This is a genomic window from Kribbella catacumbae DSM 19601 (genome assembly GCF_000372465.1).
In the GTDB taxonomy this organism is placed as follows: domain Bacteria; phylum Actinomycetota; class Actinomycetes; order Propionibacteriales; family Kribbellaceae; genus Kribbella; species Kribbella catacumbae.
In genome coordinates this window covers 25,793-40,290 of sequence record NZ_AQUZ01000015.1, presented here as the reverse complement: position 1 = coordinate 40,290, position 14,498 = coordinate 25,793, and the positions used below count along the sequence as shown (strand labels likewise).

Below are 14,498 nucleotides of genomic sequence, written 5' to 3'. Positions count from 1 at the left end.
CTGGTTATGGCCGCGGCGGTCAGGCCCGCGGTGAGAGTGCCGCCGAGGATCCGGTAGACTGGCAGTGCGGCTGCGCCTCTGCGTCGCACGGGGTTCCGTTTTGACCGTGCATGAGGCAGCCGCTAGTCTTAACGATCGTGCCCGGGTCATCCTGGGCCGTCATGCGTGCCCCTCGTACTCCGGGACAGCGCGCGTGGCACGGGCTTCTGCCGACAGTCAGAAAGTTTATGACTCCGGCGTGCCTGTGCCTACGCGACACACCCGACCGCGGGGGTCAGGCGCGCAGCAACCGACCGGACGACAGAAAGAGACCTACGCGGTGCCCACCATCCAGCAGTTGGTCCGCAAGGGCCGCCAGGACAAGGTGTCCAAGAACAAGACGCCGGCCCTGAAGGGTTCCCCTCAGCGTCGTGGTGTGTGCACGCGCGTCTACACGACCACTCCGAAGAAGCCGAACTCGGCGCTTCGCAAGGTCGCTCGCGTCCGCCTCACCAGCGGCATCGAGGTCACCGCCTACATTCCCGGCGTCGGCCACAACCTCCAGGAGCACTCGATCGTGCTCGTGCGTGGTGGTCGTGTGAAGGACCTCCCGGGTGTCCGGTACAAGATCATCCGCGGTTCGCTCGACACCCAGGGTGTGAAGAACCGGAAGCAGGCTCGCAGCCGGTACGGCGCGAAGAAGGAGAAGAGCTAATGCCGCGTAAGGGTCCCGCCCCGAAGCGGCCGGTCATCGTCGACCCGGTCTACAGCTCGCCGCTCGTCACCCAGTTGATCTCCAAGATCCTGGTCGACGGCAAGAAGCAGATCGCTCAGAGCATCGTCTACACGGCGCTCGAGGGCACCCGGACGAAGACCGGCACCGATCCCGTGATCACGCTGAAGCGCGCACTGGACAACGTGAAGCCCAGCATCGAGGTGAAGAGCCGCCGCGTCGGTGGCGCCACCTACCAGGTGCCGATCGAGGTCAAGCCCGGTCGCTCGACCACGCTCGCCCTGCGCTGGATGACGTCGTACTCCCGTGCGCGTCGCGAGAAGACGATGTCCGAGCGCCTGATGAACGAGATCCTGGACGCGTCGAACGGTCTGGGTGCCGCAGTCAAGCGCCGCGAGGACACGCACAAGATGGCCGAAGCCAACAAGGCATTCGCCCACTACCGCTGGTGAGCCGGGGCCCGCTCAGGGCCCCCGCGTTCACTCTTTTGAAGCTAGACAGAAGCGAGAGGTAGACCACCGAGGTGGCCGTACAAATCACCACCGACCTGAGCATGGTGCGCAACATCGGCATCATGGCCCACATCGACGCCGGCAAGACGACGACGACCGAGCGGATTCTCTTCTACACCGGTATCACTTACAAGATCGGTGAGGTCCACGACGGCGCCGCCACGATGGACTGGATGGAGCAGGAGCAGGAGCGCGGCATCACCATCACGTCCGCCGCGACGACCTGCACCTGGAAAGACCACACCATCAACATCATCGACACCCCCGGGCACGTCGACTTCACCGTCGAGGTGGAGCGCTCGCTGCGCGTCCTCGACGGTGCCGTCGCGGTGTTCGACGGTGTCGCCGGTGTCGAGCCGCAGTCCGAGACCGTGTGGCGTCAGGCGGACCGGTACGGCGTACCGCGGATCTGCTTCGTCAACAAGCTGGACCGGACCGGCGCGGAGTTCATGCGCTGCGTCGACATGATCGTCGACCGGCTGGCCGCGGTGCCGCTGGTGCTGCAGCTGCCGATCGGTGCCGAGGCCGACTTCATCGGTGTCGTCGACCTGGTCGGGATGCGCGCGCTGACCTGGCGTGGCGAGACCACGATGGGTGAGGACTACGCCGTCGAGGAGATCCCGGCCACCCACACCGAGATCGCCGCCGAGTGGCGCGACAAGCTGATCGAGACGCTGGCCGAGGCCGACGACGAGATCATGGAGATGTACCTGGAGGGTGAAGACCCGACCCAGGAGCAGATCGTCGCGGCGATCCGGCGGGCGACCATCGCCAGCAAGCTGACCCCGGTGCTGACCGGTACGGCGTTCAAGAACAAGGGCGTCCAGCCGCTGCTCGACGCGATCAACGCCTTCCTGCCGAGCCCGCTCGACGTGCCCGACATCGAGGGCCACGACGTCAAGGACAACGAGGTCGTCGTCACCCGCAAGCCGGCTGACGCCGAGCCGTTCTCGGCCCTGGCGTACAAGATCGCGGCCGACCCGCACCTGGGCAAGCTGACCTTTATCCGGGTGTACTCGGGCAAGCTCGAGACCGGCACCCAGGTCCTGAACCCCACCAAGGGGCGCAAGGAGCGGATCGGCAAGATCTACCGGATGCACGCGAACAAGCGTGAGGAGATCGCGTCGGTCGGCGCCGGCCACATCGTCGCCGTGATGGGTCTGAAGGACACCACCACCGGCGAGACCCTGTGTGACCCGGCCAAGCCGATCATCCTGGAGTCGATGCAGTTCCCGGCCCCGGTGATCTCGGTCGCGATCGAGCCGAAGTCGAAGGCCGACCAGGAGAAGCTGGGTGTCGCGATCCAGCGCCTGGCCGACGAGGACCCGACCTTCCAGGTCCGGACCGACGAGGACACCGGCCAGACGATCATCGCCGGCATGGGCGAGCTCCACCTGGAGATCCTGGTCGACCGGATGAAGCGCGAGTTCCGCGTCGAGGCCAACGTCGGCAAGCCCCAGGTCGCCTACCGCGAGACCATCAAGAAGAAGGTCGAGAAGGTCGACTACACGCACAAGAAGCAGACCGGTGGTTCAGGTCAGTTCGCGCGTGTGATCATCTCCATCGAGCCGACCGCGGTTGAGGCCGGTGGCGAGGGCGGTTACGAGTTCGTCAACGCCGTCACCGGCGGCCGTATCCCGCGGGAGTACATCCCGTCGGTGGACGAGGGCGCACAGGAAGCGATGGAGTTCGGCGTCCTGGCCGGCTACCCGATGGTGGACGTCAAGGTCACGCTGACCGACGGTGCCTACCACGACGTCGACTCCTCCGAGCTCGCGTTCAAGATCGCCGGGTCGATGGCCTTCAAGGATGCCGCCCGCCGGGCGACTCCGGTCATCCTCGAGCCGATGTTCGCGGTTGAGGTCATCACACCCGAGGACTACATGGGTGAAGTGATCGGCGACCTCAACTCACGCCGAGGCCAGATCCAGTCGATGGACGAGGGCCCCGGTGGCAGCCGGGCTATCAAAGCCACGGTGCCGTTGTCCGAGATGTTCGGGTATGTCGGTGACCTGCGGTCGAAGACCCAGGGCCGCGCGTCGTACTCGATGCAGTTCGATTCCTACGCCGAGGTTCCGAAGAACGTGGCGGAAGAGATCATCAAGAAGGCTCGCGGCGAGTAATCTCGCTCCGGACCAACCAACCCACAGCGCGTCGGCGTACGGCGTAAGTCAACATTTTCCAGGAGGGCCCCAGTGGCTAAGGCGAAGTTCGAGCGGACTAAGCCGCACGTCAACATCGGCACCATCGGTCACATCGACCACGGTAAGACCACTCTTACCGCGGCGATCACCAAGGTGCTGCACGACAAGTACCCGACCCTCAACGAGGCGTCGGCCTTCGATCAGATCGACAAGGCGCCGGAAGAGCGTCAGCGCGGTATCACCATCTCCATCGCGCACGTCGAGTACCAGACCGAGGCCCGGCACTACGCCCACGTCGACTGCCCCGGGCACGCGGACTACATCAAGAACATGATCACCGGTGCGGCCCAGATGGACGGTGCGATCCTGGTCGTCGCCGCCACCGACGGCCCGATGCCCCAGACGCGTGAGCACGTGCTGCTCGCCCGCCAGGTCGGCGTGCCGGCGATGGTCGTCGCCCTGAACAAGTGCGACATGGTCGACGACGAGGAGATCCTGGAGCTCGTCGAGCTCGAGGTCCGCGAGCTGCTCTCCGAGCAGGAGTTCGACGGTGACAACGCGCCGGTCGTGCACGTCGCAGCGGCCCCGGCCCTGCAGGGTGACGCGAAGTGGGGTGAGTCGATCATGGAGCTGATGAAGGCGGTCGACGAGTACATCCCGCAGCCGATCCGCGAGATCGAGAAGCCGTTCCTGATGCCGGTGGAGGATGTCTTCACCATCACGGGTCGCGGCACGGTCATCACCGGCCGGATCGAGCGCGGTGTCGTCAAGGTCAACGAGACTGTCGACCTGATCGGCATCCGCCCGGAGAAGCAGACCACCACGGTCACCGGTATCGAGATGTTCCGCAAGCTGCTCGACACCGGTGAGGCCGGCGAGAACGTCGGTCTGCTGCTTCGTGGCACCAAGCGCGAGGACGTCGAGCGCGGCATGGTCGTCATCAAGCCGGGCACCACGACCCCGCACACCAACTTCGACGCTTCGGTCTACATCCTGTCGAAGGAGGAGGGCGGCCGTCACACGCCGTTCTTCCAGAACTACCGGCCGCAGTTCTACTTCCGCACCACGGACGTCACCGGCGTCGTCACGCTGCCCGAGGGCACCGAGATGGTCATGCCGGGCGACAACACCGACATGTCGGTCGAGCTGATTCAGCCGATCGCCATGGAAGAGGGCCTGAAGTTCGCGATCCGTGAAGGTGGCCGCACCGTCGGCGCCGGCCGGGTCACCAAGATCCTCAAGTGATGTCACGAGGTCCGCGAGGGCTCGCACGCTGAGCCCCGCGGACCTCTGCTTTGCACTCAGGATCCGGGGCAAGTCGGGGTCGGTGACCCCGGAACGGTTCCGGATCCCAGAGTGCGAAGCCACCCCGATTGGCATTCCGGTGCCGATCTCTGGCACAATATTCAGGTTGCTCAGGCGAGGTTGCCGGGGCGCGCCCCAGACACGTTCTGGCAGGGTGCGCCGGACCGGAGACCATGCCGAGGTTCCGGTCCGAGACCGGGCCCCGATCTCCATTCCAGGGTCGAAAGTGTGCGGTGACGCGCGTGCCGCGTCCGCGACACACCCGACCGCGGGGGTCGGAGTGACAAAGACGAAGACGAAGAGAAGGACGTAGCGAAGCGATGGCGGGACAAAAGATCCGCATCCGGCTGAAGGCCTACGACCACGAGGTCATCGACAGTTCGGCGCGCAAGATCGTCGACACGGTGACGCGTACTGGTGCGAAGGTTGCTGGCCCGGTGCCGTTGCCGACGGAAAAGAACGTGTTCTGCGTCATCCGCTCGCCGCACAAGTACAAGGACAGCCGCGAGCACTTCGAGATGCGCACCCACAAGCGGCTCATCGACATCATCGACCCCACGCCGAAGACGGTTGACTCGCTGATGCGTCTCGACCTGCCGGCCGGTGTCGACATCGAGATCAAGCTCTGAGGGAAACGCGAAACTTATGAGCAACCAGAAGAACACGCGCGGTCTGCTGGGCACCAAGCTCGGCATGACCCAGACCTGGGACGAGAACAACCGAGTCGTCCCCGTCACCGTGATCCAGGCCGGTCCCTGCGTGGTGACCGGGGTGCGAACCTCGGACAGCCACGGCTACGACGGCGTCCAGATCGCCTTCGGCGACATCGACCCCCGCAAGGTGACCTCGCCGATGCGCGGCCACTTCGAGAAGGCCGGCGTGACTCCTCGCCGCCACCTGCTCGAGCTGCGGACCGCTGACGCCAGCGAGTACACGCTCGGCCAGGAGATCAAGGCCGAGGCGTTCGCCGCGGGCGAGATCGTCGACGTGTCCGCCACCAGCAAGGGCAAGGGCTTCGCCGGTGTGATGAAGCGGCACGGCTTCCACGGCCTCCGCGCCACCCACGGTGTGCACAAGAAGCACCGCTCGCCGGGTTCCATCGGCGGCTGCGCGACCCCCGGCCGTGTCTTCAAGGGAATGAAGATGTCGGGCCGGATGGGCCACGAGAAGGTCACCACGCAGAACGTGACGGTCCACGCGATCGACACCGAGCGCGGCCTGATCCTGCTCAAGGGCGCCGTCCCCGGCCCGAAGGGCGGCCTCGTGCTGATCCGCAACGCCGCGAAGGGAGCTACCAAATGAGCACCGTTGACGTCGTCGTCGTGAAGGGCGACAAGGTCAGCAAGAAGGGCTCCGCGGAACTCCCCGCCGAGCTGTTCGACGTCCAGGTCAACATCCCGTTGATCCACCAGGTCGTCGTGGCGCAGCTGGCCGCGGCCCGTCAGGGCACGCACAAGGTCAAGCGCCGTGGCGAGGTGTCCGGTGGTGGCGCCAAGCCGTACCGCCAGAAGGGCACCGGCCGCGCCCGCCAGGGTTCGACCCGCGCGCCGCAGTTCACCGGTGGTGGCGTCGTACACGGCCCCACGCCGCGCGACTACAGCCAGCGGACCCCGAAGAAGATGATCGCCGCCGCCCTGCGCGGTGCGCTCTCCGACCGGGCCCGTGAAGGCCGCGTCCACGTGGTCGACAAGTTCGTGGACGGCGACGTGCCCTCCACCAAGGCCGCGAAGCTGGTCCTCGCCGAGGTCACCGAGTTCCTCAAGGTGCTCGTCGTGGTCGAGCGGACCGACGACGTGTCGCTGCTCAGCCTGCGCAACGTGCCGACCGTGCACCTGATCGCGGCCGACCAGCTGAACGCGTACGACGTGCTGTGCAACGACGCGGTGATCTTCACCAGCGCGTCGCTGGACGCCTTCGTCGCCGGTACGCCCAAGGGCAAGTCCGTCAAGGCTGTCGCGACGTCGACCGAAGCCGAGCAGGAGGTAGAAGCATGAGCCACGGAGTCAACAAAGACCCGCGGGACGTGCTGCTGCGGCCGGTCGTGAGCGAGAAGAGCTACGGCCTGCTGGACGAGCAGAAGTACACGTTCGAGGTCGCCCCGGACGCCAACAAGACCGAGATCAAGCTCGCGGTCGAGAAGGTCTTCAAGGTCCGGGTCACGTCTGTCAACACTCTCAACCGCAAGGGCAAGCGCCGCCGCACCCGTACGGGCTGGGGCAAGCGTCCTGACGCCAAGCGCGCGATCGTCAGCCTGGCCGGCGACGACCGGATCGACATCTTCGGAGGCCAGTCGTAATGGGTATCCGCAAATACAAGCCGACAACGCCGGGCCGTCGTGGCTCGAGCGTGGCCGACTTCGTCGAGCTCACCCGTTCGACCCCCGAGAAGTCGCTGCTGCGTCCGCTGCCCAAGAAGGGCGGCCGGAACAGCTCCGGCAAGATCACCACCCGGCACCACGGTGGCGGTCACAAGCGGGCGTACCGCCTGATCGACTTCAAGCGGTACGACAAGGACGGCGTGCCGGCCAAGGTCGCGCACATCGAGTACGACCCGAACCGCACCGCCCGGATCGCACTGCTGCACTACGTCGACGGCGAAAAGCGCTACATCCTCGCCCCGGCCAAGCTGGAGCAGGGCACGATCATCGAGAACGGCCCGGCGGCGGACATCAAGGTTGGCAACAACCTGCCGCTGCGCAACATCCCGGTCGGTTCGACGATCCACGCGGTCGAGCTTCGTCCGGGTGGTGGCGCCAAGATGGCCCGCTCCGCCGGTGCCAGCGTTCAGCTGGTCGCCAAGGAGGGCCGGATGGCCACCCTGCGGATGCCGTCCGGCGAGGTCCGGATGGTCGACGTGCGATGCCGCGCCACCCTCGGTGAGGTCGGCAACGGCGAGCAGTCGAACATCAACTGGGGCAAGGCCGGCCGGATGCGCTGGAAGGGCAAGCGCCCGACCGTCCGTGGTGTCGCGATGAACCCGGTTGACCACCCGCACGGTGGTGGTGAGGGTAAGACCTCCGGTGGACGTCACCCGGTGTCCCCATGGGGCCAGCCTGAGGGCCGCACCCGCGGCCGCAAGGAAAGCGACCGCATGATCGTCCGGCGCCGCAAGGCCGGCAAGAAGCGCTGATAGGAGCCGGACAGAATGCCACGCAGCCTGAAGAAGGGCCCGTTCGTCGACCACCACCTGCTCAAGAAGGTGGAGGTGCAGAACGAAAAGGGCACCAAGAACGTGATCAAGACCTGGTCGCGCCGATCGATGATCATTCCCGACATGATCGGCCACACGCTCGCGGTGCACGACGGCCGCAAGCACGTCCCGGTGTTCGTGACGGACGCGATGGTCGGGCACAAGCTCGGCGAGTTCGCCCCGACCCGGACGTTCAAGGGTCACGAGAAGGACGACCGCAAGGCACGGCGTCGCTGACCCCGGTCAGTGATTACGCGCAAGCAACCTACGGAGAGATTCGAACATCATGAGCGTTCAAGAGCGTAGGGCCGTCAGTGCCCGTCGCGAGAGCCTGCTGGGCGAGGAGCCCGGGGCCTTCGCGGTCGCGCGCTTCGTCCGCGTGACGCCTATGAAGGCGCGCCGCGTGGTCGACCTGGTGCGCGGCATGGGCATCGACGATGCACTCGCCACTCTGAAGTTCGCCCCGCAGGCCGCTGCCGCGACCGTGTACAAGGTCGTCGACAGCGCCGCGGCGAACGCCGAGGGCACCGAGCACCTGAGCCGGACCGACCTGGTCGTGGTGAAGGCCTTCGTGGACGAGGGACCGACGCTGAAGCGTCACCGCCCGCGTGCACAGGGCCGGGCCACCCGGATCGACAAGCGGACCAGCCACATCACCATCGTGGTCGGCCCGAAGGTCGAGGTCGAGCAGCCGGCGAAGAAGGCCGACGCCAAGACGGCGGAAGCCAAGAAGGACGACGCCAAGTCGGGCACGGCCAAGAAGGCCACCGCCAAGAAGGCGCCGGCCAAGAAGGCGACCGCCGAAAAGGCTGAGAAGAAGGAGACCCGATAGTGGGCCAGAAGGTTAACCCGCACGGGTTCCGACTCGGCATCAGCACGGACCACAAGAGCCGTTGGTACGCCGACAAGCTCTACAAGGACTATGTGGGCGAGGACGTCAAGATCCGTCGCCTGCTGGGCAAGGGCATGGAGCGCGCCGGCATCTCCCGCGTGGAGATCGAGCGCACCCGTGACCGCGTCCGCGTCGACATCCACACCGCGCGTCCGGGCATCGTGATCGGTCGCCGCGGCGCCGAGGCGGACCGGATCCGGGGCAGCCTCGAGGAGCTCACCGGCAAGCAGGTGCAGCTGAACATCCTCGAGGTCAAGAACGCCGAGGTCGACGCTCAGCTGGTCGCCCAGGGTGTGGCCGAGCAGCTGTCCGGCCGCGTGGCGTTCCGCCGCGCGATGCGCAAGGCGATGCAGACCACCATGCGTGGCGGCGCCCTGGGCATCCGGATCCAGTGCTCCGGTCGTCTGGGTGGCGCCGAGATGTCGCGGTCGGAGTTCTACCGCGAGGGTCGGGTGCCGCTGCACACGCTGCGCGCCGACATCGACTACGGCTTCTACGAGGCCCGTACGACCTTCGGCCGGATCGGCGTGAAGGTCTGGATCTACAAGGGCGACGTCGCCGGGACCCGCGCCGAGCGGGAGGCGCAGGCAGCTGCCCGCGCCGCCACGCAGCAGCGTGGCCGTCCGGCCCGCCGTGACGGTGGTGGCGACCGCGGTGATCGTGGTGGCCGTGGCGGTGACCGTGGTGGTCGTCGTGACGACCGTCGTGACGGTGGCGCGCAGGCCGCGAAGGCCGAGGCCCCCAAGGCCGACGCCCCGGCCGCTGACAAGCCGGCCGAGACGACCGGAACGGAGAGCTGAACCGTGCTCATCCCCCGTAAGGTCAAGCACCGCAAGCAGCACCACCCGAAGCGCTCCGGCGCTGCCAAGGGCGGTACGACGCTGGCGTTCGGTGAGTTCGGCATCCAGGCGCTGGAGAACCACTACGTCACCAACCGGCAGATCGAGTCCGCTCGTATCGCGATGACCCGGCACATCAAGCGTGGCGGAAAGGTCTGGATCAACATCTACCCGGACCGCCCGCTGACCAAGAAGCCGGCCGAGACCCGGATGGGTTCCGGTAAGGGTTCGCCCGAGTGGTGGATCGCGAACGTCAAGTCCGGACGGGTGTTGTTCGAACTGTCCGGTGTCGACGAGGACACCGCTCGCGAGGCGATGCGCCGCGCGATTCACAAGTTGCCGATGAAGTGCCGCTTCATCTCCCGAGAGGCAGGTGAGAACTGATGGCTACCCTGACCGCCGCCGAGCTGCGGAACCTGGGAAAGGACGAGCTTCTGGAGAAGCTCGGTAACGCCAAGGAGGAGCTGTTCAACCTCCGGTTCCAGGCTGCCACGGGTCAGCTGGAGTCCCACGGACGGCTGCGCGCCGTCCGCAAGGACATCGCCCGCATCTACACGGTGCTGACCGAGCGTGCGCTCGGCATCACCGAAGAGGTCGAGGTACCCGCAGCTGACGCTGCTGAAGCCGAGGTCGAGGCCGATGTTGTATCAGATGGCGAGACCGCGGACGACAGTGAAAAGGCCGGGAGCAAGGCATGACCGAGAACGCAGCGAAGGACGAGACCGTGAGCACGACCCAGCAGGCGCGCAGCAGCCGCAAGACCCGTGAGGGCCTGGTGCTGAGCGACAAGATGGACAAGACCGTCACCGTCGAGGTCGAGGACCGGGTCAAGCACAAGCTGTACGGCAAGGTCATCCGTCGCACTCGCAAGCTCAAGGCCCACGATGAGCAGAACGCCGCCGGTATCGGCGACCGGGTTCTCCTGATGGAGACCAGGCCGCTGTCGGCGACGAAGCGCTGGCGCATCGTGGAGATCCTCGAAAAGGCGAAGTGACCAGCCTCGCCTCGCAGTACCCAATCGAAATCACTCGTTCCGCAAGGCTCACCGAGCGTGAGAACCAGCGAGACAACCAGGAGATCAACAGATGATCCAGCAGGAGTCGCGACTGAAGGTCGCCGACAACACGGGTGCCAAGGAGATCTTGTGCATCCGCGTTCTCGGTGGCTCCGGTCGGCGCTACGCCGGTGTCGGTGACACGATCGTCGCCACCGTCAAGGACGCGATCCCGGGTGGCGGCGTCAAGAAGGGCGACGTCGTCAAGGCTGTCATCGTGCGCACCGTGAAGGAGCGCCGGCGTCCGGACGGCTCCTACATCCGGTTCGACGAGAACGCCGCCGTGATCCTCAAGGCCGACGGTGAGCCGCGCGGCACCCGCATCTTCGGGCCGGTCGGCCGGGAGCTGCGCGAGAAGAAGTTCATGAAGATCATCTCGCTCGCTCCGGAGGTGCTCTGAGATGGCAGGCAAGCCCCAGCAGAAGGTGCAGCGGTCGCTGCACGTCAAGAAGGGTGATCTCGTTCGCGTGATCGCCGGCAAGTCCAAGGGCCTCGAGGGCAAGATCATCTCGGTCCTGCCCGAGGCCGAGAAGGTCATCGTCGAAGGCGTCAACCGGGTCAAGAAGCACACCAAGGTGCAGCAGGCCCAGCGCGGCGGCACCACGGGTGGCATCGTCACCCAGGAAGCCCCGATCCACGTCTCCAACGTGATGCTTCTGGTCGAGGTCGAGAAAGACGGCAAGAAGCAGAAGGTGACCACCCGCGTCGGCTACAACCGCGTCGAGGTGCAGAAGCGTCGTCCCGACGGTTCGACGTACACCGGGTTCCGCAGCGTGCGCATCTCACGCCGCACCGGCGAGGAGATCTGATGAGCGTCACAGATACAGCAGTGACCAAAGCGGTTCAGCCGCGGATGAAGACCAAGTACCGCGAAGAGATCGTTGCGAAGCTGAACGAGGAGTTCAACTTCGACAACGTCATGCAGGTGCCCGGCCTCACCAAGATCGTGGTGAACATGGGTGTCGGCGAAGCGGCTCGCGACTCGAAGCTGATCGACGGTGCCATCAAGGACCTGGCCGCGATCACCGGCCAGAAGCCGTCGGTGACCAAGGCCCGCAAGTCGATCGCGCAGTTCAAGCTGCGCGAGGGCATGCCGATCGGCGCGCACGTCACGCTGCGCGGTGACCGGATGTGGGAGTTCCTGGACCGGCTGCTGGCGCTCGCGCTGCCCCGGATCCGCGACTTCCGCGGCCTGTCGCCCAAGCAGTTCGACGGCAACGGGAACTACACCTTCGGCCTGACCGAGCAGGTGATGTTCCACGAGATCAACCAGGACCGGATCGACCGGGTTCGCGGGATGGACATCACCGTGGTGACCACCGCCAAGAACGACGACGAGGGGCGCGCGCTGCTGCGGCAGCTCGGCTTCCCGTTCAAGGAGAACTGACGTGGCGAAGACAGCACTCAAGGTCAAGCAGGCCCGCAAGCCGAAGTTCGCGGTGCGTGGCTACACGCGCTGCCAGCGCTGCGGCCGGCCCAAGGCCGTCTTCCGCAAGTTCGGCCTGTGCCGGATCTGCCTGCGCGAGATGGCGCACCGGGGCGAGCTGCCCGGCGTCACCAAGTCCAGCTGGTGACCATCCGCACGGCCAGCACCGTTCTTTTCTCTACTCAAAATCTAGTCACCGTAGGTCGCCATGAGGCGAAACCACGGCGGGAAAGAGGCCCCAGGCCATGACGATGACCGACCCGATCGCAGACATGCTTACTCGTCTGCGCAACGCCAACCAGGCGTATCACGAGTCGACCCAGATGCCGTACAGCAAGATCAAGCAGGGCATCGCCGACATCCTCCAGCAGGAGGGTTACATCTCCTCCTACAAGGTGGAGGAGCCCAAAGAGGGCACCGTCGGTAAGACCCTGGTCGTTGATCTGAAGTTCGGCCCGAGCCGGGAGCGCTCGATCGCAGGCGTTCGCCGGATCAGCAAGCCCGGCCTGCGGGTGTACGCGAAGTCGACCAATCTGCCCAAGGTGCTCGGTGGCCTCGGCGTCGCGATCATCTCGACGTCGCAGGGACTCCTGACCGACCGGCAGGCCAAGAACAAGGGCGTTGGCGGGGAAGTCCTCGCCTACGTCTGGTGACGAAGAACCGGAAGGAGGACCACTCTCATGTCTCGCATCGGTAAGCTCCCGATCACGGTCCCGGCCGGCGTCGACGTCACGATCGACGGCCAGGCGGTCACCGTGAAGGGCCCGAAGGGCCAGCTCACGCACAGCGTCGCGGAGCCCATCGCGGTCAACCGCGACGAGGACGGCACGATCGCCGTCACCCGTCCGGACGACCAGCGCAAGAGCAAGGAACTGCACGGTCTGTCCCGCACTCTGCTCGCCAACCTGGTGACCGGCGTGACGGACGGCTACGAGAAGAAGCTCGAGATCGTCGGCGTCGGGTACCGCGTCCTGGCCAAGGGACCGACCCAGCTGGAGTTCTCGCTCGGCTACAGCCACACGATCACGGTGGACGCCCCTGAGGGCATCACCTTCGTGGTCGAGGCGCCGACCAAGTTCTCGGTGCAGGGAATCGACAAGCAGTCGGTCGGCGAGGTCGCCGCCAACATCCGCAAGCTGCGCAAGCCCGAGCCCTACAAGGGCAAGGGTGTGCGGTACGCGGGCGAGCAGGTGCGCCGCAAGGTCGGAAAGGCTGGTAAGTAACCATGGCGATCGGATTGCGTCACAACAAGCACTCCGCCAAGAAGACCTCTTCCCGGCTGCGTCGTCAGATCCGCGTCCGCAAGAAGGTCAACGGCACGGCCGACCGGCCGCGGCTGGTGGTCAGCAAGTCGTCGAAGCACCTGTTCGCTCAGGTCATCGACGACGTCGCCGGCGTCACGCTGGTGTCTGCTTCCACCATGGAGGCCGACCTGCGCGGTGCGGAGGCGAACAAGACGGACAAGGCCAAGACCGTGGGTGGCTTGATCGCCGACCGCGCCAAGGCCGCGGGCATCGACGAGGTCGTCTTCGACCGCGCCGGGAACAAGTACCACGGCCGCATCGCGGCCCTGGCCGACGCCGCCCGCGAGGGCGGCCTTGGCTTCTGACATGGCGACACAAAAGGAAGAAGGTAGTTCGAAATGAGCGGAGGCCAGCAGCGTCGCGGAGGCGGCGCCGGTGGTGAGCGCCGTAACCGCGACGGTGGTCGTGGTGCGGCAGCTGACAAGACCGCCTACATCGAGCGCGTGGTAGCCATCAACCGTGTCGCCAAGGTCGTGAAGGGTGGTCGTCGCTTCAGCTTCACCGCCCTCGTGGTCGTCGGCGACGGTGAAGGCACCGTCGGTGTGGGATACGGAAAGGCCAAGGAGGTGCCCGCGGCGATCGCCAAGGGTGTCGAGGAGGCCAAGAAGTCGTTCTTCAAGGTGCCGAGGATCCAGGGCACCATCCCGCACCCGGTGCAGGGCGAGAAGGCCGCAGGCGTTGTGATGCTGCGTCCGGCCGCTCCTGGTACCGGTGTGATCGCGGGTGGCTCGGCGCGCGCAGTACTGGAGTGCGCCGGGATCCACGACATCCTGAGCAAGTCGCTGGGTTCCTCCAACGCGATCAACGTGGTTCACGCCACGGTGGCCGCGCTGCAGGCCCTGGAGACGCCGGAAGCCGTGGCCGCGCGCCGTGGCATGCCGGTCGAGCACGTCGCCCCGGCGGCGCTGCTGAAGGCGCGGGCGGAGGGAATCTCCTGATGGCACGCTTGAAGGTGACCCAGACCCGTTCCGGCATCGGTGGCAAGCAGAACCAGCGCGACACGCTGCGCACCTTGGGCGTCAAGCGGATCGGCGACACCGCCGTCCACGAGGACAAGCCCGAGGTCCGCGGTATGGTCCGTGCGGTTCGCCACCTCATCACCGTCGAAGAGGTTGACTGAC

The 14,498-nt window shown here is 66.2% G+C and carries 23 protein-coding genes and 1 pseudogene; all 24 read left to right on the top strand.

Going from position 1 to position 14,498, the window contains the following annotated elements:
* The first annotated feature begins 319 nt into the window (after positions 1-319).
* Positions 320-694 carry a 30S ribosomal protein S12 gene (rpsL, locus tag A3ES_RS0117390; RefSeq protein WP_012923692.1) on the top strand — a complete coding sequence of 125 codons (375 nt, stop codon included), beginning with the start codon at positions 320-322 and terminating at the stop codon, positions 692-694.
* Positions 694-1,164, top strand: coding sequence for a 30S ribosomal protein S7 (gene rpsG / locus A3ES_RS0117385; RefSeq protein ID WP_020388112.1), 471 nt, complete (start codon positions 694-696; stop codon positions 1,162-1,164). The genes rpsL and rpsG overlap by 1 nt, the downstream gene beginning before the upstream one ends.
* A gap of 101 nt (positions 1,165-1,265) precedes the next feature.
* On the top strand, positions 1,266-3,347 hold the full coding sequence (gene fusA, locus A3ES_RS0117380) for an elongation factor G (RefSeq protein ID WP_040454908.1): 2,082 nt from the start codon (positions 1,266-1,268) through the stop codon (positions 3,345-3,347).
* A gap of 72 nt (positions 3,348-3,419) precedes the next feature.
* The gene (gene tuf / locus A3ES_RS0117375; RefSeq protein WP_020388110.1) at positions 3,420-4,613 is read left to right on the top strand and encodes an elongation factor Tu; all 1,194 of its coding nucleotides are present in this window, start codon (positions 3,420-3,422) and stop codon (positions 4,611-4,613) included.
* 380 nt (positions 4,614-4,993) lie between these two features.
* Entirely contained in the window at positions 4,994-5,302 is a 309-nt protein-coding gene (gene rpsJ, locus A3ES_RS0117370; protein ID WP_012923688.1) for a 30S ribosomal protein S10, read from the top strand.
* Positions 5,303-5,318: 16 nt separating this feature from the next.
* On the top strand, positions 5,319-5,975 hold the full coding sequence (gene rplC, locus A3ES_RS0117365) for a 50S ribosomal protein L3 (protein ID WP_020388109.1): 657 nt from the start codon (positions 5,319-5,321) through the stop codon (positions 5,973-5,975).
* On the top strand, positions 5,972-6,667 hold the full coding sequence (gene rplD / locus A3ES_RS0117360; RefSeq protein ID WP_020388108.1) for a 50S ribosomal protein L4: 696 nt from the start codon (positions 5,972-5,974) through the stop codon (positions 6,665-6,667). The genes rplC and rplD overlap by 4 nt, the downstream gene beginning before the upstream one ends.
* Complete coding sequence (gene rplW, locus A3ES_RS0117355) at positions 6,664-6,969, top strand: 50S ribosomal protein L23 (RefSeq protein ID WP_020388107.1); 306 nt, start codon at positions 6,664-6,666, stop codon at positions 6,967-6,969. Before rplD ends, rplW begins: the two co-directional genes overlap by 4 nt.
* On the top strand, positions 6,969-7,802 hold the full coding sequence (rplB, locus tag A3ES_RS0117350) for a 50S ribosomal protein L2 (RefSeq protein ID WP_020388106.1): 834 nt from the start codon (positions 6,969-6,971) through the stop codon (positions 7,800-7,802). The genes rplW and rplB overlap by 1 nt, the downstream gene beginning before the upstream one ends.
* A 15-nt stretch (positions 7,803-7,817) precedes the next feature.
* Positions 7,818-8,099: a 30S ribosomal protein S19 gene (gene rpsS / locus A3ES_RS0117345; protein WP_020388105.1), complete on the top strand. Its 282-nt coding sequence runs from the start codon at positions 7,818-7,820 to the stop codon at positions 8,097-8,099.
* A 49-nt stretch (positions 8,100-8,148) separates the two neighbouring features.
* Positions 8,149-8,613: pseudogene (gene rplV / locus A3ES_RS0117340) on the top strand (50S ribosomal protein L22); the annotation flags it as partial.
* A gap of 80 nt (positions 8,614-8,693) precedes the next feature.
* Entirely contained in the window at positions 8,694-9,554 is an 861-nt protein-coding gene (rpsC, locus tag A3ES_RS0117335; protein ID WP_020388103.1) for a 30S ribosomal protein S3, read from the top strand.
* Positions 9,555-9,557: 3 nt separating this feature from the next.
* Positions 9,558-9,977 (top strand): 50S ribosomal protein L16, encoded by a 420-nt coding sequence (gene rplP, locus A3ES_RS0117330; RefSeq protein ID WP_020388102.1) that lies wholly within the window; start codon positions 9,558-9,560, stop codon positions 9,975-9,977.
* Entirely contained in the window at positions 9,977-10,291 is a 315-nt protein-coding gene (gene rpmC, locus A3ES_RS0117325; RefSeq protein WP_020388101.1) for a 50S ribosomal protein L29, read from the top strand. The genes rplP and rpmC overlap by 1 nt, the downstream gene beginning before the upstream one ends.
* On the top strand, positions 10,288-10,587 hold the full coding sequence (gene rpsQ / locus A3ES_RS0117320; RefSeq protein ID WP_020388100.1) for a 30S ribosomal protein S17: 300 nt from the start codon (positions 10,288-10,290) through the stop codon (positions 10,585-10,587). Before rpmC ends, rpsQ begins: the two co-directional genes overlap by 4 nt.
* 91 nt (positions 10,588-10,678) lie before the next feature.
* The gene (rplN, locus tag A3ES_RS0117310) at positions 10,679-11,047 is read left to right on the top strand and encodes a 50S ribosomal protein L14 (RefSeq protein ID WP_020388099.1); all 369 of its coding nucleotides are present in this window, start codon (positions 10,679-10,681) and stop codon (positions 11,045-11,047) included.
* A 1-nt stretch (position 11,048) separates the two neighbouring features.
* Positions 11,049-11,456 carry a 50S ribosomal protein L24 gene (rplX, locus tag A3ES_RS0117305; RefSeq protein ID WP_020388098.1) on the top strand — a complete coding sequence of 136 codons (408 nt, stop codon included), beginning with the start codon at positions 11,049-11,051 and terminating at the stop codon, positions 11,454-11,456.
* Positions 11,456-12,034 (top strand): 50S ribosomal protein L5, encoded by a 579-nt coding sequence (gene rplE, locus A3ES_RS0117300; protein ID WP_020388097.1) that lies wholly within the window; start codon positions 11,456-11,458, stop codon positions 12,032-12,034. Before rplX ends, rplE begins: the two co-directional genes overlap by 1 nt.
* Before the next feature lies 1 nt (position 12,035).
* Complete coding sequence (locus tag A3ES_RS0117295; protein WP_012923674.1) at positions 12,036-12,221, top strand: type Z 30S ribosomal protein S14; 186 nt, start codon at positions 12,036-12,038, stop codon at positions 12,219-12,221.
* Between the two features lie 97 nt (positions 12,222-12,318).
* Entirely contained in the window at positions 12,319-12,726 is a 408-nt protein-coding gene (rpsH, locus tag A3ES_RS0117290; protein WP_020388096.1) for a 30S ribosomal protein S8, read from the top strand.
* 27 nt (positions 12,727-12,753) lie between these two features.
* Entirely contained in the window at positions 12,754-13,296 is a 543-nt protein-coding gene (rplF, locus tag A3ES_RS0117285; protein WP_020388095.1) for a 50S ribosomal protein L6, read from the top strand.
* 2 nt (positions 13,297-13,298) lie between these two features.
* A complete protein-coding gene (gene rplR, locus A3ES_RS0117280; RefSeq protein WP_020388094.1) occupies positions 13,299-13,682 on the top strand; it encodes a 50S ribosomal protein L18 in 384 nt (127 codons plus the stop codon).
* A 33-nt stretch (positions 13,683-13,715) separates the two neighbouring features.
* A complete protein-coding gene (gene rpsE / locus A3ES_RS0117275) occupies positions 13,716-14,315 on the top strand; it encodes a 30S ribosomal protein S5 (protein ID WP_020388093.1) in 600 nt (199 codons plus the stop codon).
* Positions 14,315-14,497, top strand: a complete 183-nt coding sequence (rpmD, locus tag A3ES_RS0117270; protein ID WP_020388092.1) for a 50S ribosomal protein L30 — start codon at positions 14,315-14,317, stop codon at positions 14,495-14,497. Before rpsE ends, rpmD begins: the two co-directional genes overlap by 1 nt.
* Position 14,498 lies beyond the last annotated feature (1 nt).